The organism is Nocardia sp. NPDC004415 (assembly GCF_053602435.1).
The window spans coordinates 46,082-64,324 of record NZ_JBSGDP010000023.1; the positions used below are offsets into that span (position 1 = coordinate 46,082).

Below are 18,243 nucleotides of genomic sequence, written 5' to 3' on the forward strand. Positions count from 1 at the left end.
GTCAGAACTTCAGCAGGTTGGCGGTGTCGACCGAGGTCGACCGGCGGGCACGGAAGATCGTCATGATGATCGCCAGACCGACCACGACCTCGGCGGCGGCCACGACCATGGTGAAGAACGCGATCACCTGTCCGTCGAGGTTGCTGTGCAGCCGGGCGAAGGTGACGAAGGCCAGATTCACCGCGTTGAGCATCAGCTCGATGCACATGAACACCACGATCGCGTTGCGGCGCAACAGCACTCCGGCGGCGCCGATGGTGAACAGCAGCGCAGACAGGAACAGGTAGTTCTGGGGGTTCACCGGGTGCCTTCCTCGTCGGCCGTCGGGGTGACGTCGCGGCCCGCGCCCACCGAGAGCGCGGCGGCCTCGGTGTGGGCGCGGGTGCGGCGGTGACGCAGGATGGTGCTCACCGACAGTTCCTCGAAGGACCCGTCGGGCAGCTGGGCCGGGCTGTCGACCGCGTTGTGCCGGGCGTACACGCCGGGTGTGGGCAGCGGCGTCGCGCGCTGTCCGGCGGTGCGGAACCGGTCGCGCGACATCTCGCGCTGGCCGCGGCGCGGGGTGAAGTGCTCGCGATGGGCCAGGACCATGGCACCGATGGTCGCGGTGATCAGCAGCGCGCCGGTGAGCTCGAACGCCCACACGTAGCGCAGGAAGATCAGTTCGGCCAGTTCGGCGATCACATCCCGACCCCCGAACCCGCGCCCGGGATAGGGGGTTCCGCTGCCGCTCAACGCCGAGCCGATCCCACCGATGAGCAGCAGACCGAACCCGAGCCCCACGACAGCGGCGGCGATCCGCTGCCCGCGCAATGTTTCCCGCAGCGATTCGGCGGAGTCGACGCCCACCAGCATCAGCACGAACAGGAACAGCATCATCACCGCGCCGGTGTAGACCACGATCTGCACGACGCCGAGGAACAGCGCGCCCTGGGCGATGTAGAACACGGCCAGCGCGATCATGGTGGCGGCCAGGCACAGCGCCGAACGCACGGCCTTGGCGGCGGTCACCATGCCGAGCGCGCCGAGCACCGCGATCGGGGCCAGCACCCAGAACAGCACCGCTTCGCCGGTGGAGGTGTTCGCGATCTCGGCGGCCAGTACATGTGCGGTGGTCATCGCAGCACCTCCTCCGATGCCGGGGGCTGCACGCGGCCCAGGTAGTAGTCACCGGCGTCGGTACCGGGCGCCATCGCGTGCGGCGGGGCGGCCATTCCCGGCTCCATCGGGGCCAGCAACCGGTCCTTCTCGTAGATGAGGTCGGCGCGGTTGTCGTCGGTGAGCTCGTATTCGTTGGTCATGGTGAGCGCACGGGTCGGGCAGGCCTCGATGCACAGGCCGCAGCCGATGCAGCGCAGATAGTTGATCTGGTAGACGCGCCCGTACCGTTCACCGGGCGAGAACCGTTCGTCCTCGGTGTTGTCGGCGCCCTCGACATAGATGGCGTCGGCGGGGCACGCCCACGCGCACAGTTCGCAGCCGATGCATTTCTCGAGCCCGTCGGCGTACCGGTTGAGCTGGTGGCGGCCGTGATAGCGCGGCGCGGTCGGCACCTTCTGTTCGGGATAGGACTCGGTGTTGGGCTTCTTGAACATGGTGGCGGCGGTGACCGCGAAGCCCGCCAGCGGTTCGAGCAGCCCGACCTCGGGTTCCGCGGATACCTGACGTGGCGGCATCGGCGGCACCGGGAACCCGAGGAAGACCGCCGTTTTCGCGGGTTCGGGCTGCGGCAGCGGCGGTAGTCCTCGATCTCGTCCCGCCCGCAGGAATGTCGCGATGAGCGCCGCGGTGATCACCACGCCGACACCGACGAGGATCGCGTTCTGGCCGGGGATGCCCTCGATGTCGAGGACCCGGGCGGCGGCGACGATCATCACCCACACCAGCGAGGTCGGGATGAGCAGTTTCCAGCCCAGATTCATGAACTGGTCGTAGCGCAGGCGCGGGAGGGTGCCGCGCAGCCAGACGAACACGAACAGGAACGTCCACACCTTGATCGTGAACCACAGCAGCGGCCACCAGCCGGAATTGGCGCCCTCCCACAGGCTGATCGGGAACGGTGCCCGCCAGCCACCCAGGAACAGGGTGGTGGCCAGCGCCGAGACCGTGGCCATGTTGACGTATTCGGCCAGCATGAACATGGCGAACTTCAGCGACGAGTACTCGGTGTGGAAGCCGCCGACGAGTTCGCCTTCGGCTTCGGGCAGATCGAAGGGGGCGCGGTTGGTCTCACCGACCATGGCCACGCAGTAGATCAGGAACGAGGGCAGCAGCAGGAAGGCGTACCAGGTGCCTTCCTGTGCGGACACGATGCCCGAGGTCGCCATGGTGCCCGAGAGCAGGAACACCGTGGCGAAGGTCAGTGCCATGGCGATCTCGTAGGAGATCACCTGCGCGGTCGAACGCAGGCCACCCAGCAGCGGATAGGTGGAGTTCGACGACCAGCCCGCCAGCACGATGCCGTAGACACCGATCGAGGTGATGGCCAGGATGTAGAGCACGCCGACGGGCATGTCGGTGAGCTGCAACGGGGTGCGGGTGCCGAAGATCGACACCTCGGGACCGAACGGGATCACCGCGAACGCCATGAACGCCGGGATCACCGAGATGATCGGGGCCAGCACGAAGATCGGCTTGTCCACCAGGGCCGGGACGATGTCTTCCTTGAGCGCCATCTTCACGCCGTCGGCGATGGACTGCAGCATCCCGCCGGGCCCGAGCCGGTTGGGGCCCAACCGCATCTGCATGCGTGCCACCACACGGCGTTCGGCGAACACGGCGATGAGCGGCACGAGCATCAGGTACACGAACACGCCCAGCGCTTTGACGATCACCAGCCACAGCGGGTCGGTGCCGAAGACCGCGTCGGCCGCGAGGTAGCGCACGGAATCACTCATGACGGTGTTCCTTCATCCTGTCGTCGGCGCGGCGCAGACGCACGACGGCGCCGGGCGTCACCCCGAGTTCGGCGGCGACCGTGGAACCGGGCGAGTGCAGCGGCAGCCACACGACCCGGTCGGGCAGGTCGGTGATCATCAGCGGGACGGTGATCTCACCACGGTCGGTGTAGACGATGACGTGATCGGCGTCGGCGGCCTCGATCTCGGCGGCCGTGGCGGCCGAGAGCCGTGCCACCGGTGGCCGCGCGACGCCGGCGAGGTTCGGTTCACCGTCCTGCATCCGGCCCGCGTCGAGCAGCATCCGCCAGCCGGCGAGCACTGCGGTGCCGGGGCCGGGCGCGGGGCGGGTCTGGCTGGTGTGGTCGGGAACGCTGACCGGGTCACCGTTCCAGGCGCCCAACGCGTCCAGTTCGGTCCGTGCGGCGGCGGCGTCGGGCAGGCCGATCCCGACGCCCATCTCGGCGGCCAGCGAATGCAGCACCCGCAGGTCCGAGAGCGGGGCGGCGACGCGGCGCGTGGTGTCGAGCGGGGCCGCCGCGAACGGGCGCGCCCTGCCCTCCCAGGTGCGGAAGGTGCCCGACTTCTCCATGGCGGTCGCGACCGGGAACACGACATCGGCGCGTTCGGTGACGGCGCTGTGGCGGATCTCCAGGCTGACGACGAACCGCGCGGCGTCGATGGCGGCCAGCGCGGCCGCCGGATCGGGCAGATCGGCCGGATCGACGCCACCGATGACCAGTGCCCCGGCCTGCGGGGCGTTGGCGAGGATGCCCGCGGTGTCGCGGCCCAGGCTGACCGGCAGTTCGTCGGACTGCCAGCGGTGCCGAACCTGCTGGCGGGCCGCCGGATCGATGACGGGACGCCCGCCGGGCAGCAGACTCGGCAGGGCACCGGCTTCCAGTGCGCCGCGTTCCCCGGCCCGCCGCGGCACCCAGGCGAGCCCGGCGCCGGTAGCGTCGGCCAACCGGATGACCGCCGAGAGCGCGCCGGGGCTGCCCGCGAGCCGTTCACCGGCCATGATCACCGCACCGGGTGTGCGCAGCAGGTCCATGAGTTCGGTGGCGTCGGGGGAGGTTTCGGCGCCGATCGCGGCGAGGACGTCGGCCTCACCGCACGGCGGGGTCTGGATGAGTGCCCCGGCGAGACGTTCCAGCCCGCGGGAGGCGAACGGGGCCAGCGACACCACTCGCAGCCGGTTCTTCCTGGCGGCCTTGCGCAACCGCAGATAGACGATCGGTGATTCTTCCTCGGGTTCGAATCCGACGAGCAGCACCACCGGCGCCTGACTCAGTGCCTGATAGTCGACCCGTATCCCGCGTCCGGCGATCCGCGCGGCCAGGAATCGTTCCTCCTCCTCGGAGTGGACCCGGCTGCGGAAGTCGATGTCGTTGGTGGCCAGCACCATTCGCGCGAACTTGCCGTAGGCGTAGGCCTCCTCCTCGGTGACCCGTCCACCCACCAGCACCCCGGCGTTGCCGATGGCGGCACGCAGCCCGGTCGCGGCGGCGGCGAGCGCCTCGGGCCAGGACGCCGGCGCGAGCACGCCGTCCCAGCCACGGACCAGCGGGGTGGTCAGCCGGTCGCGTTCGGTGGCGTAGGCGAAAGCCCACCGGCCCTTGTCGCAGTTCCATTCCTCGTTGACCTGCGGGTCGTCACCGGCCAGACGGCGCAGCACCTTTCCGCGCCGGTGGTCGGTGCGCTGCGCGCAGCCCGAGGCACAGTGCTCGCAGACGCTCGGGGTGGAGACCAGGTCGAACGGGCGGGCCCGGAACCGGTAGGACGTGCCGGTGAGCGCACCGACCGGGCAGATCTGGACGGTGTTGCCGGAGAAGTACGAGTCGAGCGGTTCGGCCTGGGCGATGCCGACCTGTTGCAGCGCACCACGATCCATCAACTCGATGAACGGGTCACCGGCCACCTGCTGGGAGAACCGGGTACAGCGCGCGCACAGCACACACCGTTCCCGGTCCAGCAGCACCGCCGACGACAACGGGATCGGCTTCGGATAGGTACGTTTCTCACCCTCGAACCGGGATTCGGCGCTGCCGGTGGACATCGCCTGGTTCTGCAGCGGGCATTCACCGCCCTTGTCGCACACCGGGCAGTCCAGGGGGTGGTTGATCAGCAGCAGTTCCATCACCCCGCGCTGCGCCTTCTCCGCGACCGGCGAGCTGAGCTGGGTGTGGGCGACCATGCCGTCGGTGACCGGGATCGTGCAGGAGGCCACCGGTTTGCGCTGCCCTTCGACCTCGACCAGGCACTGGCGGCAGGCGCCGACCGGTTCGAGCAGCGGGTGGTCGCAGAAGCGGGGGATCTGCACGCCGATGAGTTCGGCGGCGCGGATCAGCAGGGTGCCCGCGGGGACCTGAATGGTGGTGTCGTCGATGGTGACACTCACCAGGTCGGCGGGGACCACGCCGCTGCTGTTGCCCGGGGCGATGGCCGTCATCGGATGCCTCCCTCTGCCGGGGCCCACACCGTGGCGCGGGCCGGATCGAACGGGCACCCGCCGCGGCGCTGATGTTCGAGGTATTCCTCGCGGAAGTACTTCAGCGAGGAGAAGATCGGGCTGGCCGCGCCGTCGCCGAGCGCGCAGAACGACTTGCCGTTGATGTTGTCTGCGATATCGGCGAGCTTGGCCAGATCGGCCTCGCTGCCCCGGCCCGCCTCCAGATCGCGCAGCAACTGCACCAGCCAGTAGGTGCCTTCCCGGCACGGGGTGCATTTACCGCACGATTCGTGGGCGTAGAACTCGGTCCAGCGCAGCACCGCCCGCACGACACAGGTGCTGTCGTCGAAGATCTGCAGCGCCTTGGTACCGAGCATGGACCCGGCGGCGGCGACACCTTCGTAGTCCAGTGGCACGTCGAGGTGTTCGGCGGTGAACAGCGGTGTCGATGACCCGCCGGGGGTCCAGAATTTCAGCGTGTGCCCGGCCCGTACGCCACCGGCGTAGCCGAGCAGGTCCCGCAGCGTGATGCCCAGCGGCGCCTCGTACTGGCCGGGCCGGGCGACATGCCCCGACAGCGAGTACAGCGTGAACCCGGGCGACTTGTCCGAACCCATCGACCGGAACCATTCGGTGCCGTGACGCAGGATCGAGGGCACACTGGCGATGGATTCGACATTGTTGACCACCGTCGGGCACGCGTACAGGCCCGCCACCGCGGGAAACGGCGGTCGCAAGCGGGGCTGGCCGCGCCTGCCCTCGAGCGAATCGAGCAGCGCGGTCTCCTCCCCGCAGATGTAGGCGCCTGCCCCGGCGTGCACGATCAGCTCCAGATCCACGCCCGAACCGAGGATGTCGCGCCCGAGGAACCCCGCCGCATACGCCTCGGCGACCGCGGCTTGCAGTCTGCGCAGCACCGGCACGACTTCCCCGCGCACGTAGATGAACGCGGTCTGCGCGCGAATGGCGTAGGCGGCGATGATCACGCCCTCGATGAGGGTGTGCGGGGTGGCCAGCATGAGCGGGATGTCTTTGCAGGTGCCGGGTTCGGATTCGTCGGCGTTGACGACGAGGTAGTGCGGTTTCGTGGTGCCGTCGGGGCCGGGACCCTGCGGGATGAACGACCATTTCATGCCGGTGGGGAAACCGGCGCCGCCGCGGCCGCGCAGCCCGGCGTCCTTGACGGTCTGGATCACCTCGTCGGGGGCCATGCGCAGGGCGGCGCGCAGGCCCTCGTAGCCGCCGGTGGCGGTGTGGCGGTCGAGCGTCCACGACCGGGGTTCGGCCCAGTGGGCGCTGAGTACCGGGGTCAGGGTCATCGCGGGTCCCCCTGCCCGGTGGCGTCGTCGTCGGCTTCGGCGGCGTGCAGACCGGCCAGGGTCGCCGCACCCGGGGCGCCCTCGAGAGCGTCGGGGCGTTCGTCAGGGAAGCCGGCGAGGATGCGGGCGGTCTCGCGGAATGTGCACAGGGGCGCGCCGCGAGTCGGCCGCACCTGGTGCCCGGCGCGCAGGGCGTCGGTGATCGCGACGGCGGATTCGGGGGTCTGGTTGTCGAAGAACTCCCAGTTCACCATCATGACCGGCGCGTAGTCGCAGGCGGCGTTGCACTCGATGTGCTCGAGGGTGATCGCGCCGTCCTCGGTGGTCTGCCCGTGTCCGATACCCAGATGCTGTTGCAGCGTGGCGTAGATGGCGTCGCCGCCGAGCACCGCGCACAGCGTGTTGGTACAGACACCGACGTGGTAGTCGCCGGTCGGGGTGCGCCGGTACATCGAGTAGAAGGTGGCCACCGCGGTGACCTCGGCGCCGGTGAGCCCGAGGTGGTCGGCACAGAAATCGATGCCGGTGCCGGTGACACAGCCCTCTTCGGCCTGCACCAGGTGCAGCAGCGGCAGCAGGGCCGACCGGGGGTGCGGGTAGCGGGCGATGACCTCTTTCGCGTCCAACTCGAGACGCTGCCGCACGTGCGGCGGATACGGTTCGGGGCGGGTGGTGAGGTTCAGAAGGATGGGTGTGCTCGTCATCGGTCTACCCCTCCCATGACGGGGTCGATGCTGGCGACGGCCGCGATGACGTCGGCGACCATGCCGCCCTCGCACATCGCGGCCACGGCCTGCAGATTGGTGAACGACGGGTCGCGGTAGTGCACCCGGTAGGGACGGGTGGTGCCGTCGCTGACCATGTGCACGCCCAGCTCGCCACGCGGCGACTCGACCGCCGAATAGACCTGTCCCGCAGGCACTCTGATGCCTTCGGTGACGATCTTGAAATGGTGGATCAGCGACTCCATCGAGGTGCCCATGATCTTGCCGATGTGGCGGGGCGAGTTGCCGAGGCCGTCGGGGCCCAGCTCCAGGTCGGCGGGCCAGGCGATCTTCTTGTCGTCGATCATCACCGGTCCGGGCCGCAGCTTGTCCAGACACTGCTCGACGATCTTGATCGACTCGCCCATCTCGGCGATGCGGATGAGGTAGCGGCCGTAGCAGTCGCAGCCGGTGTGGGTGGGGATGTCGAATTCGTAGTTCTCGTAGCCGCAGTAGGGGGCGGACTTGCGCAGGTCGTGCGGCAGGCCGGTGGCGCGCAGCACCGGGCCGGTGATGCCGAGTGCCATGCAGCCGGTGAGGTCGAGGTAGCCGATGTCGCGGGTGCGTTTCTTCCAGATCGGGTTGGCGGTGAGCAGGTGTTCCATGTCGCGCAACCGGCCGGGCAGCAGGTCGAGCAGTTCGCGGACCTTGGTGACGCCGTCGTCGGGCAGGTCCTGGGCGAGGCCGCCGGGGCGGATGAACGCGTGGTTCATCCGCAGTCCGGTGATGGCTTCGAAGACGTCGAGGATCAGTTCGCGTTCCCGGAATCCGAACAGCATCGGGGTGAGCGCGCCCAGCTCCATGCCGCCGGTGGCCAGCGCCACCAGGTGCGAGGAGATGCGGTTGAGCTCCATCAGCAGCACCCGCACCACGGTGGCGCGTTCGGGGATGTCGTCGGTGATGCCGAGCAGTTTCTCCACGCCCAGGCAGTAGGCGGTCTCGTTGAAGAACGGGGACAGGTAGTCCATCCGGGTGACGAAGGTGACGCCCTGGGTCCAGGTGCGGAATTCGAGGTTTTTCTCGATGCCGGTGTGCAGGTAGCCGATGCCGCAGCGGGCCTCGGTGACGGTTTCGCCTTCGATCTCGAGGATCAGCCGCAGCACCCCGTGCGTGGAGGGATGCTGCGGGCCCATGTTGACCACGATGCGTTCTTCGCCCACGCCCTCGATCACCTCGCTGACCTGGTCCCAGTCCTGGCCTGCGACGGTGACGACCTGCGGTTCGCCGCGGCGGAAATCGGTGTCGGTCATCAGCTGTAGGTCCTCCGCTCGTCGGGCGGCGGTATCCGCGCGCCCTTGTACTCCACCGGGATCCCGCCGAGCGGGTAGTCCTTGCGCTGGGGGTGACCGCGCCAGTCGTCGGGCATCGTGATGCGGGTCAGGGAGGGGTGCCCGTCGAAGAGGATGCCGAAGAAGTCGTAGGTTTCGCGTTCGTGCCAGTCGGTGGTCGGATACACCGCGAACAGCGACGGGATGTGCGGATCGGCGTCGGGTGCCGACACTTCCAGGCGTACCCGGCGGTTGTGGGTGATCGACATCAGGTGATAGACCGCGTGCAGTTCACGGCCTTCGTCGTCGGGGTAGTGCACGCCGTTGACGCCCAGGCACAGCTCGAACCGCAGCGCGGAGTCGTCGCGCAGGGCGCTCGCGACCGCGACGAGGTGTTCGCGGTAGACGTGCAGGGTGATCTCGTCGCGGAAGACGACGATCTTCTCCACCACACTGTCGAAGGCGATCACGCGCTGGGTGAGCGCGGCGCGCACGGTGCCGACGAAGGCGTCGAACCAGCCGCCGTAGGGCGGTGGGGTGCCCGCGGGCAGGGTGACCGGGGTGACGAGTCCGCCGTAACCGGAGGTGTCGCCGGTGCCGCTGACACCGAACATGCCGTGGCGGGTACCGATCACCTCGTCCTCGGCGGGTGCGGGCTGCGACGGCGTGGGCGGGGTCGATTCCTGCGGAACGTCCTGTCCCGCAGGGGTGTCGGCGCCGTCGGGTGCGTCGAAGGTCATCGCAGCAGGCCCTCCATCCGGATGGTGGGGGTGCTGGCCAGCGCGGCCTGTTCGGCGGCGCGCACCGCTTCTTCCCGGTTCACGCCCAGCGGCATCTCGGCGATCTTGGCGTGCAGCGCGAGGATCGCGTTGAGCAGCATCTCCGGGCGCGGCGGGCAGCCGGGCAGGTAGATGTCGACGGGGACGACGTGGTCGACGCCCTGCACGATCGCGTAGTTGTTGAACATGCCGCCCGAGGACGCGCACACGCCCATGGCGAGCACCCATTTGGGTTCGGTCATCTGGTCGTAGACCTGCCGCAGCACCGGTGCCATCTTCTGGCTGACCCGCCCGGCGACGATCATCAGATCGGCCTGGCGGGGGGAGGCGCGGAAGGCTTCCATGCCGAAGCGGGCGATGTCGAATCGTCCGGCGCCGGTGGCCATCATCTCGATCGCGCAGCACGCCAGCCCGAAGGTGGCGGGCCAGACCGAGCCTTTGCGCAGGTAGCCGGCGAAATCTTCGACGGTGCTCAGCAGGAACCCGCTGGGCAGTTTCTCTTCGAGACCCATAATTTCCCACTCATTCCCAGCTGAGGCCGCCGCGGCGCCACTCGTAGGCGTAGGCGACGGACACATTGACGATGAACAGCGCCATCGCGGCGAGACCGAACAGCCCGAGCGCGTCGAAATGCACGGCCCACGGGTAGAGGAAGACGATCTCGATGTCGAAGATGATGAACAGCATCGCCGTCAGGTAGTACTTGACCGGAAAGCGCTGCCCGGTGGCGTTTCCCGGCCCACCCGCGATGGCGTGCGGTGTCGGCTCGATGCCGCATTCGTAGGGTTCGAGTTTGGCCCGGTTGGTGCGTTTGGGGCCGACCAGCGCCGCCATGACGACGGAGAACACGGCGAACGCCGCGGCGATGGCGCCGAGTACGAGTGCGGGCACCTCGATATTCACGACTGCACTTCCCCTCCTCGCTGGAGCAGGCCGAGCCGTGTGGCCCGGTCGCGGACGGCAGCTTGGCGAGACGGGGCCGACAACGTTGTCCGCCGAACCGGGGCTCGCGCAAGGCTGTGCAGCGATGGCGGAGCGTTATACCTGAGCCCGCGCTCGTGTGAGCTAGAGCACAGCGTACCGCCGTCGCGAGGGTCCGCCGACCGTTTCCGGGCCCGGTTTTGATCGATTTCGGTATCGCGATTCATGAGCGATACGCGGGTAATCGCCCTTGGGCATGCCGACGGGAACCACGGGTGTTACCAGTGGTGATGGGCGGAAAGGTGCGATTCGGACTATCCGACAGATCGGGACGATGCCGATCAGCGCGCGAGCAACACCCCGGCGACGGCGTTGGTCAGTTGCATCGGGTCGATCGGATGCGAGACCGCGGCCTCGGCGCGCGACCAGTTGGCCAGCCAGGCGTCGTCGGGACGGCCGGTGAGCACGACCACCGGCGGGCACTGCTCGATCTCGTCCTTGAGCTGCTTGGCGATACCGAGACCGCCTGCCGGCGCGGATTCACCGTCGAGGATCGCCAGATCGATTCCCCCGGCGTCCATCTGCTCGATGACCACCGGCGCGGTGGCCACTTCAAAGAAATCGAGTTCGGGCAGGTCGGCGCGGGGGCGACGGCCCAGCGCCAGGATCACCTGTTGACGGGTATCGGCATCGTTGCTGTAGACCAGCACGCGCAGCGGGGTGGAACCAGTCGATTCGGCCACCTCCGGATCGTACGGCCGTGTGGCTCCACCCCGTGGCAGGTTGACCGGATCAGCCGGTCGCCCTGCGGCGCAACGGCGTTACCAGCTGCCGTCCCGGACTGTCTTGTTGCCCAGCGGGATCACCGGAAGTGGTTGCTCGACAGGCGGATACGGTTGCTCGTCGGCCAGCCAGTCGCCGGTCGGTTTCACCTCGGCCAGCTCCGGCGCGGCGGGCAGGTCGTCGGCATCGGCGGCGTAGTTTTCGAACCAGGGCAGGCCGCGCTGCGCGTAGGACTGGGCGGTGATCGGTGTCGACGGGGCGGGCTCGCCGGTGATCTGCTGCCACTGGGCGGCCGAGGCGAGGTGGACGAAGACGCGGCCGTCGGCATCGTGGTGGTAGTCGTCGAGCGGGCGGGGATCGGCGTAGATCTCCTGGCGCATCGTGCCGCCCGCGCCCAGACCCATCGCCCGGGGCGCGGCACCAGGTGCCAGCATCGATCCGGCCATCGCCGACGGTGCCGCACAGGCGACCGGCACCGGACCGCCGTAGCCGCCACGGGGTCGTTCAGCGGCCTGGGTGCGCTGCCAGTTCGCCAGGGCGGTCTCGGTCAGGCCGTGGACGGCGAGCTGCACCCCGCCCCATTCCTCGACACCGGTGACCTGGCCCTCCACGGTCGCGCCGAGGCCCAGCGGGACCGCGACGAACTGGCGGACGGTGCCGTCACCGGAGTTGATGCCGTCCAGCCACGGCTGGCGCGGCAGGGCGACATAGTTCTGCGGGTTCTGTCCGAGGGTGTCGCTCCACGGTTTTCCCGAGACCGCGCAGACCTTGCCGACGCCGATCTTCAACGCGGCCGGGGTCGTCGCGGAGAAGCGCAGCCACATCGCCTCACGCTGATACACCGGCAGCATCACGCCGCCACGCTCACGCCATTCGGCGGGGACGGTGTGGGGATAGTCGGCGACACGGCGCAGCGGGAAGGCCCCGAAGCCCGGTGGCAACGGATAGGTCCCGGTCTCGGGCAATCGCAGGGTGCGCAGGAATGTCACCCGCACCCCGCCGGGCAGTTCCAGTGCGTCCCCCGACAGCTTCACCTGCATCGTCATCTCCCACCCCTTCGTTCGAATGAACCCCGTCACCGACCGTACTCAGCCCCGATGGGGGCGTCCACCGCGTAACGCGGTTCGGTCGCTGAGCACATCCTGGCAGATCCCACCGACACATTCACGAGAGTTATTGTTACTTCTACAAAAACATGTGGCGCAGGGGACCGCCGGCTGGTTACGGTCGGCGCCATGAGTAGCAGATTGCGCCACGTGGCCGTGGTGAACGAACAGATCGCCGCGGACGGTGTCTACCGCACCGCGGGCGGGAGCGAGGTCGACATCCGCGACCAGATGCGGGGCGCCCGCGCCGGGACCGTCTCCTACACGCCGGACCGGCTCGACGAGCTGATGGACCGCCCGGCACCGGGTCCCGGGGACCCGCGGACCGAAGTCACCGCCGAGGGCAGCATCGAGGCGGCCCGCCGCCTCCACACCACGCACTCGCGGGTCGGCGTACTCACCTTCGCCTCCGCCCGCAACCCCGGCGGCGGATACCTGCGTGGCGCCCGCGCCCAGGAGGAGGACCTGTGCCGCAGCGCCCTGCTGTACACGTGCCTGACGCAGGCACCGGATTACTATGCCGCCCACCGTCAGTCGGACGACCTGCGCTACAGCCACCGCGTGATCGTCTCCCCGGACGTACCGGTCATCCGCGACGACCGGGGTGAACTGGCACCCCCATTCCCGGTCACCTTCCTGACCGCACCCGCCCCGAACGCCGGTCAGCTCGCCCGCCGGGCCGACACCGCCGATTTCGGCGCTGTCCTCGCCCAGCGCGCCGAACGGGTCATCGCGACCGCTGCCCGTCACGACCTCCGCGCCTTGGTGCTGGGCGCCTGGGGCTGCGGCGTGTTCGCCAATGACCCCGCCGTCGTCGCGGCGGCGTTCGACACCGCGCTGCGTCGCTGGGGCGCGGCCTTCGACCACGTGGCGTTCGCCATCTACGACCGCGACCCGGCCTCACCCAACCGCGAAGCCTTCGAGTCGCGGTTCGCCCCAGCCCGATAGTCAGACCCTCCGGGGATGGTCCGGTGGCGGTGGACACCGTAGCGAATGCTTCACGGGCCGATGGCGGCGTGGAAGGCGTCGGTGCCGGTTTCGCGGGGGTCGATGAGGTGGGCCAGGAACAAGCGGGTCGCGGGGGTCGGGGTGGGGGTGGTGACGGCGTGCCAGGCGCGGTCCAGGGGGGTGCCGGGGACGTCGAGGGTGTGCAGGGCACCGGATTCGAGGTGTTCGCCGACGGCGTCGGAGTGGATGAGGGTGACACCCAAACCCTCGCGGGCGGCGGCGATGACGGCGCCGTGGGAGCCCAGCGTCAGGGTGGGTGGGTCGATCTGGAGGCGGTCGAGCAGGGCGAGGGTGGCTTCGCGGGTGCCTGAGCCGGTGCCGCGCAGCAGCCAGGTGCTGTGGCGCGGGTCGGGGGCGTCGGCACCGACGACGACCAGGGTGCTGGGGCGGCGGGCCTGGATCACCAGATTGGCCGTGTGGGGTGGACGGCCGGCGATGACGAGATCGGTTTCGTGGTGCTGGAGTTCGAGGAACAGCACGTCGCGCGGCTGGATCGACAGGCTCAGCTCCACATCGGGGTAGCGGCGGCGAAACGACGCCAGCGGCCGCAGCACCACCGATTCCCCGGCGGTGGCCACCACGCCGATGCGCAGCCGGCCCGCGTCGGCCTGGCGGACCGCGGCGTGGGCTTCCTTCATCAGCCCCAGGATGCCGCGACAGTATTCGGCGTAGACGCGGCCTGCCTCGGTGAGCGCGATCCCGCGCCCGGAGCGGGCGATGAGTTTGGCGCCGAGCTGCTTTTCGACATGGGCGACTGCGGCCGAGACCGCCGCCTCGGTGACATGCAACTGGGTGGCCGCGCGCCGGATCGATCCCAGCCGGGCCACGGCCAGAAAGGTTTCCATCCGCCCCGCACTGACCCTGCCCATACCCGACGGTAGCAAACCCAACGTTTCGGTTGAGCTTTCCCGGAAAGATTCAGATTGTTTGCGGCGCGTGCGCCCCTCATCCTGGAATTCGCAACGGACACACTGGATTCCACAGGAGGAACCATGGCGGAAGAAACCGAACGGGATCGTTGGGATCCGGGTGTACAGTCCTACGCCTCGATGGGCTATTACGCACCCGACTACATCCCCGCCGACACCGACGTGCTCGCGGTGTTCCGGGTGACCCCGCAGCCCGGTGTCGACCCGATCGAAGCCGCCGCCGCGGTCGCGGGCGAATCCTCCACTGCCACTTGGACTGTCGTGTGGACCGACCGGCTCACCGCACACTCGAAGTATCAGGCCAAGTGTTACAAGGTGGTCGAGGTTCCGGGCAGGCCGGGCGAGTACTTCGCCTATATCGCCTACGATCTGGACCTGTTCGAAGAGGGGTCGATCACCAACCTCACCTCCTCGATCATCGGAAATGTCTTCGGATTCAAACCGCTGCTCGCGCTGCGCCTGGAAGACATGCGCATTCCGGTCGCCTATGTCAAGACCTTCCAGGGTCCGCCGCACGGCACTGTGATGGAACGCGAATACCTCAACAAATACGGCAGGCCCCTGCTGGGCGCGACGGTGAAACCGAAACTCGGATTGTCGGCCCGCAATTACGGCCGGGTGATCTACGAAGCCTGCAAAGGCGGCCTGGATTTCACCAAGGACGACGAGAACATCAACTCCCAGCCGTTCATGCGCTGGCGCGATCGCTACCTGTTCGCCATGGAGGGGGTGAACCGGGCGATGGCCGAGACCGGCGAGATCAAGGGCCATTACCTCAACATCACCGCCGCCTCCATGGAGGACATGTACGAGCGGGCCGAGTTCGCCAAGGAACTCGGCAGCGTGGTGATCATGATGGACCTCACCGTCGGCTACACGGCCATGCAGTCGATGTCGAAGTGGGCGCGCCGCAACGGTGTGCTGCTGCACCTGCACCGGGCCGGGCACTCCACCTTCACCCGGCAGAAGACCCACGGCGTCAGCTTCCGGGTGCTGGCCAAATGGTGCAGGCTCATCGGCGTCGACCATGTCCACGCCGGCACCGTGGTGGGCAAACTGGAAGGCGATCCGGCGACCACCCGCGGCTTCTACGACACCCTGCGCGAGAACACCGTGCCGCTCAACCCGGCCAACGGCATCTTCTTCGACCAGGACTGGGCCAGCCTGCCCGGCGTGATGCCGGTGGCCTCCGGCGGCATCCACGCCGGGCAGATGCACCAGCTGCTCGACCTGTTCGGTGACGACGTCATCCTGCAGTTCGGTGGCGGCACCATCGGGCATCCGCTGGGCATCGCCGCGGGCGCCGAAGCCAACCGGGTCGCCCTGGAAGCGGTCGTCAAGGCCCGCAACGAAGGCCGCGACCTGCTCAAAGAAGGCCCCGACGTACTGCGCACCGCCGCCTCGAGCTGCCGCCCGCTCGAGGTCGCGCTGGCCACCTGGGGCGATGTCACCTTCGATTACACCTCCACCGACGCACCCGACGCGGTGCCCACACCGAGCCTGTAGGGGAGAGCCCGATGTATCTGCGCCACGGGACGTTCTCGTATCTGCCCGAACTCACCGACACCGAGATCGCCGCACAGGTGCGCTACGCGCTGCTCAACGGCTGGCCGGTCTCGATCGAGTACACCGACGATCCGCACCCGCGCAACACCTACTGGGAGATGTGGGGACTGCCGCTGTTCGACCTCGACGAACCCGACGGGGTGATGGCCGAGGTCAACGCCTGCCGCGCGACCTTCCCCCGTCACTACGTGCGGGTCAACGCCTACGACGCCACCTACACCAAACAGACCACGGCGCTGAGTTTCCTGGTGCAACGCCCCGCCGAGGAACCCGGTTTCGAACTGGTGCGCACCGAGGCCGCCGACCGCCGCCAGAACTACAGCGTGCGGTCCTACGCCACCGATCGTCCGCAGGGACACCGGTATGGCGGCTGAGGAATCCGCGGGCGGATTCCGGTTGGTGCGGCCGGGCGTCGGTGACGCCCGGCCGTCCCGGCCCCCGGCCCCCGAAGCGATCGCGACCGAGGAACCGCTGAGCGAGGACGCGCTGTTGGACCTGTCCCTCGACCTGGCCGGCCACGACGTCGCCGAAACACTGGCCGCGCTCGACGCCGAACTCATCGGGCTGGCGAATGTGAAGGAACGCGTCCGCGAGATCGCCGCGCTGCTCATGATCGACCGGGCCCGGCGCCGCTTCGGCCTGGAATCCTCGCGCCCCACCATGCACATGAGCTTCACCGGCGGCCCCGGCACCGGCAAGACCACCGTGGCCATGCGGATGGCGCAGATGCTGCACGCCCTGGGCTACATCCGCAAACCCAAGGTGCACACCGTCACCCGCGACGACCTGGTCGGCCAGTTCATCGGCCACACCGCGCCCAAGACCAAGGAGGCCATCGCCAAGGCCGCGGGCGGGGTGCTGTTCATCGACGAGGCCTACTACCTGTTCCGGCCCGAGAACGAACGCGACTACGGGCAGGAGGTCATCGAGATCCTGCTGCAGGAGATGGAGAACGAACGCGCCAACCTGGTCGTCATCTTCGCCGGCTACCCCGACCGGATGGACCGGTTCTTCTCCGCCAACCCCGGCCTGTCCTCCCGGGTGGCCCACCACCTCGAGTTCAGCGACTACACCCACGGCGAACTCCTGGGCATCGCCGAACTCATGGTCGCGGGGGAGAACTTCCGCTTCGACGCCGACGCGCACGCCGCCTTCGCCGAATACCTGACCGTGCGCATGACCAAGCCGCGCTTCTCCAACGCCCGCAGCGTGCGCAACGCCATCGACCGCTGCCGGTTGCGGCAGGCCAAACGGCTCGTCGAAGCGGCCCGGCCGCTGTCGAGAACCGACCTGATCACCCTGTGCGACCGCGACGTCTACGGCAGCAGCGTGTTCACCGACCTCGGCGAGGAGGTGATCCCCACGCCATGCCGGACGGACTGAAAACCCTCACCCGCTACACGATCGAGGAGGAACACCGCCATCCCGGCTCCTCCGGGGAGTTCTCCGCACTGGTCAATGTGGTGGCGACCGCGACGAAGATCATCGCCAACCAGGTGACCCGCGGCGCGATCATCGCCTCCGGGCGCGGCGGGGAGGCGGAGTCGGTCAGCGGGCGCCTCGACGTGCTGACCGACGACATCATGGTCGGACAGACCCAATGGACCGGGCACCTGTCGGGGCTGCTGTCGGAACGGCGACCCAGCGCGTTGCCCATCCCGGCCACCGCACACCGCGGCAAATACCTGCTGGCCTACGACGCGCTGGACGGATCGAGCAATATCGACGTCAACCTGCCCGTCGGCTCGATCTTCAGCATCCTGCGCGCCCCCCGCGACCTGCCCGACGGCGCGGGCGACCACGACTTCCTGCAACCCGGCGTGCAGCAGGTGTGCGCCGGGTTCACCCTCTACGGGCCCGCGACCATGCTGGTGATCACCACCGGCAGCGGCGTCGACGGGTTCACCCTCGACCGCGAGATCGGCGCGTTCGTCCTGACCCACCCGCACATGCGCATCCCGCCCGACACCGCCGGATTCGCCATCAACGCCGCCAACGAACGCTTCTGGGAACGTCCCGTGCGCCGCTACGTCCAGGAATGTCTGCAAGGACTCGACGGGCCACGCGGACGCGACTTCAACATGCGCTGGGTGGCCTCCCTGGTCGCCGACACCTTCCACATCCTGACCCGCGGCGGCGTCTACCTCTACCCCCGCGACACCCGAAACCCCGCCCGCCCCGGGCGGGTTTCGCTGCTGTACGGGGCCAACCCGATCGCGTTCATCGTCGAACAGGCCGGCGGCGCGGCCACCACCGGCCACGACCGCATGATGCTCGTGCCACCCACCGACGTCCATCAGCGGGTGCCGTTCATCTTCGGCTCCCGCAACGAAGTGCTGCGCATCGAGCGCTACCACAGCGAACCCGACGAAGGCCCCAGCTTCGACAGCTCACTGTTCGGCAGCCGGTCGCTGTTCCGGCCCGCCCGCCACGACCAGCGCACCTAGGAGG

18 protein-coding genes are annotated in these 18,243 nt (G+C 68.7%); 5 read left to right on the forward strand and 13 right to left on the reverse strand.

The window, feature by feature from the left end; genetic code table 11:
* Window position 1 precedes the first annotated feature (1 nt).
* The 12 genes from nuoK to ACWEMY_RS13845 all read right to left on the reverse strand — a co-directional run bounded on the left by nuoK (window position 2) and on the right by ACWEMY_RS13845 (window position 12,229).
* Complete coding sequence (gene nuoK / locus ACWEMY_RS13790) at window positions 2-301, reverse strand: NADH-quinone oxidoreductase subunit NuoK (RefSeq protein ID WP_336082477.1); 300 nt, start codon at window positions 299-301, stop codon at window positions 2-4.
* Window positions 298-1,119 (reverse strand): NADH-quinone oxidoreductase subunit J, encoded by an 822-nt coding sequence (locus ACWEMY_RS13795; protein WP_452390298.1) that lies wholly within the window; start codon window positions 1,117-1,119, stop codon window positions 298-300. The genes nuoK and ACWEMY_RS13795 overlap by 4 nt, the downstream gene beginning before the upstream one ends.
* Window positions 1,116-2,897, reverse strand: coding sequence for an NADH-quinone oxidoreductase subunit NuoH (gene nuoH, locus ACWEMY_RS13800; RefSeq protein ID WP_452390299.1), 1,782 nt, complete (start codon window positions 2,895-2,897; stop codon window positions 1,116-1,118). Before nuoH ends, ACWEMY_RS13795 begins: the two co-directional genes overlap by 4 nt.
* Window positions 2,890-5,349 carry an NADH-quinone oxidoreductase subunit G gene (locus ACWEMY_RS13805; RefSeq protein WP_452390300.1) on the reverse strand — a complete coding sequence of 820 codons (2,460 nt, stop codon included), beginning with the start codon at window positions 5,347-5,349 and terminating at the stop codon, window positions 2,890-2,892. The genes nuoH and ACWEMY_RS13805 overlap by 8 nt, the downstream gene beginning before the upstream one ends.
* A complete protein-coding gene (nuoF, locus tag ACWEMY_RS13810) occupies window positions 5,346-6,668 on the reverse strand; it encodes an NADH-quinone oxidoreductase subunit NuoF (RefSeq protein ID WP_452390301.1) in 1,323 nt (440 codons plus the stop codon). The genes ACWEMY_RS13805 and nuoF overlap by 4 nt, the downstream gene beginning before the upstream one ends.
* Window positions 6,665-7,372 carry an NADH-quinone oxidoreductase subunit NuoE gene (gene nuoE, locus ACWEMY_RS13815; RefSeq protein ID WP_452390302.1) on the reverse strand — a complete coding sequence of 236 codons (708 nt, stop codon included), beginning with the start codon at window positions 7,370-7,372 and terminating at the stop codon, window positions 6,665-6,667. Before nuoE ends, nuoF begins: the two co-directional genes overlap by 4 nt.
* Window positions 7,369-8,682 (reverse strand): NADH dehydrogenase (quinone) subunit D, encoded by a 1,314-nt coding sequence (nuoD, locus tag ACWEMY_RS13820; protein WP_452390303.1) that lies wholly within the window; start codon window positions 8,680-8,682, stop codon window positions 7,369-7,371. The genes nuoE and nuoD overlap by 4 nt, the downstream gene beginning before the upstream one ends.
* Window positions 8,682-9,440 (reverse strand): NADH-quinone oxidoreductase subunit C, encoded by a 759-nt coding sequence (locus ACWEMY_RS13825; RefSeq protein WP_452390304.1) that lies wholly within the window; start codon window positions 9,438-9,440, stop codon window positions 8,682-8,684. The genes nuoD and ACWEMY_RS13825 overlap by 1 nt, the downstream gene beginning before the upstream one ends.
* A complete protein-coding gene (locus ACWEMY_RS13830; protein WP_278262302.1) occupies window positions 9,437-9,991 on the reverse strand; it encodes a NuoB/complex I 20 kDa subunit family protein in 555 nt (184 codons plus the stop codon). The genes ACWEMY_RS13825 and ACWEMY_RS13830 overlap by 4 nt, the downstream gene beginning before the upstream one ends.
* 10 nt (window positions 9,992-10,001) lie before the next feature.
* Window positions 10,002-10,382 (reverse strand): NADH-quinone oxidoreductase subunit A, encoded by a 381-nt coding sequence (locus tag ACWEMY_RS13835; protein WP_375927453.1) that lies wholly within the window; start codon window positions 10,380-10,382, stop codon window positions 10,002-10,004.
* Between the two features lie 359 nt (window positions 10,383-10,741).
* A complete protein-coding gene (locus ACWEMY_RS13840; RefSeq protein ID WP_336082493.1) occupies window positions 10,742-11,143 on the reverse strand; it encodes an Rv3143 family two-component system response regulator in 402 nt (133 codons plus the stop codon).
* A 78-nt stretch (window positions 11,144-11,221) separates the two neighbouring features.
* On the reverse strand, window positions 11,222-12,229 hold the full coding sequence (locus tag ACWEMY_RS13845) for a hypothetical protein (protein ID WP_452390305.1): 1,008 nt from the start codon (window positions 12,227-12,229) through the stop codon (window positions 11,222-11,224).
* Between the two features lie 189 nt (window positions 12,230-12,418).
* Here ACWEMY_RS13845 and ACWEMY_RS13850 point away from each other — a divergent pair, with 189 nt between their 5' ends.
* Window positions 12,419-13,237: a TIGR02452 family protein gene (locus ACWEMY_RS13850; protein ID WP_452390306.1), complete on the forward strand. Its 819-nt coding sequence runs from the start codon at window positions 12,419-12,421 to the stop codon at window positions 13,235-13,237.
* 50 nt (window positions 13,238-13,287) lie between these two features.
* Here ACWEMY_RS13850 and ACWEMY_RS13855 read toward each other — a convergent pair whose 3' ends face one another.
* Entirely contained in the window at window positions 13,288-14,166 is an 879-nt protein-coding gene (locus tag ACWEMY_RS13855; protein ID WP_452390307.1) for a LysR family transcriptional regulator, read from the reverse strand.
* A 123-nt stretch (window positions 14,167-14,289) separates the two neighbouring features.
* Here ACWEMY_RS13855 and ACWEMY_RS13860 point away from each other — a divergent pair, with 123 nt between their 5' ends.
* Genes ACWEMY_RS13860 through ACWEMY_RS13875 form a run of 4 tightly spaced genes read left to right on the forward strand, consistent with a single transcriptional unit; the run spans window position 14,290 to window position 18,239 of the window.
* Window positions 14,290-15,732: a form I ribulose bisphosphate carboxylase large subunit gene (locus tag ACWEMY_RS13860; protein WP_452390308.1), complete on the forward strand. Its 1,443-nt coding sequence runs from the start codon at window positions 14,290-14,292 to the stop codon at window positions 15,730-15,732.
* Window positions 15,733-15,743: 11 nt separating this feature from the next.
* On the forward strand, window positions 15,744-16,166 hold the full coding sequence (locus ACWEMY_RS13865; protein ID WP_375927465.1) for a ribulose bisphosphate carboxylase small subunit: 423 nt from the start codon (window positions 15,744-15,746) through the stop codon (window positions 16,164-16,166).
* Window positions 16,156-17,175 (forward strand): AAA family ATPase, encoded by a 1,020-nt coding sequence (locus ACWEMY_RS13870; protein WP_375927467.1) that lies wholly within the window; start codon window positions 16,156-16,158, stop codon window positions 17,173-17,175. The genes ACWEMY_RS13865 and ACWEMY_RS13870 overlap by 11 nt, the downstream gene beginning before the upstream one ends.
* Window positions 17,160-18,239 carry a class 1 fructose-bisphosphatase gene (locus ACWEMY_RS13875; protein ID WP_452390309.1) on the forward strand — a complete coding sequence of 360 codons (1,080 nt, stop codon included), beginning with the start codon at window positions 17,160-17,162 and terminating at the stop codon, window positions 18,237-18,239. The genes ACWEMY_RS13870 and ACWEMY_RS13875 overlap by 16 nt, the downstream gene beginning before the upstream one ends.
* The last annotated feature ends 4 nt before the right edge of the window (window positions 18,240-18,243 follow it).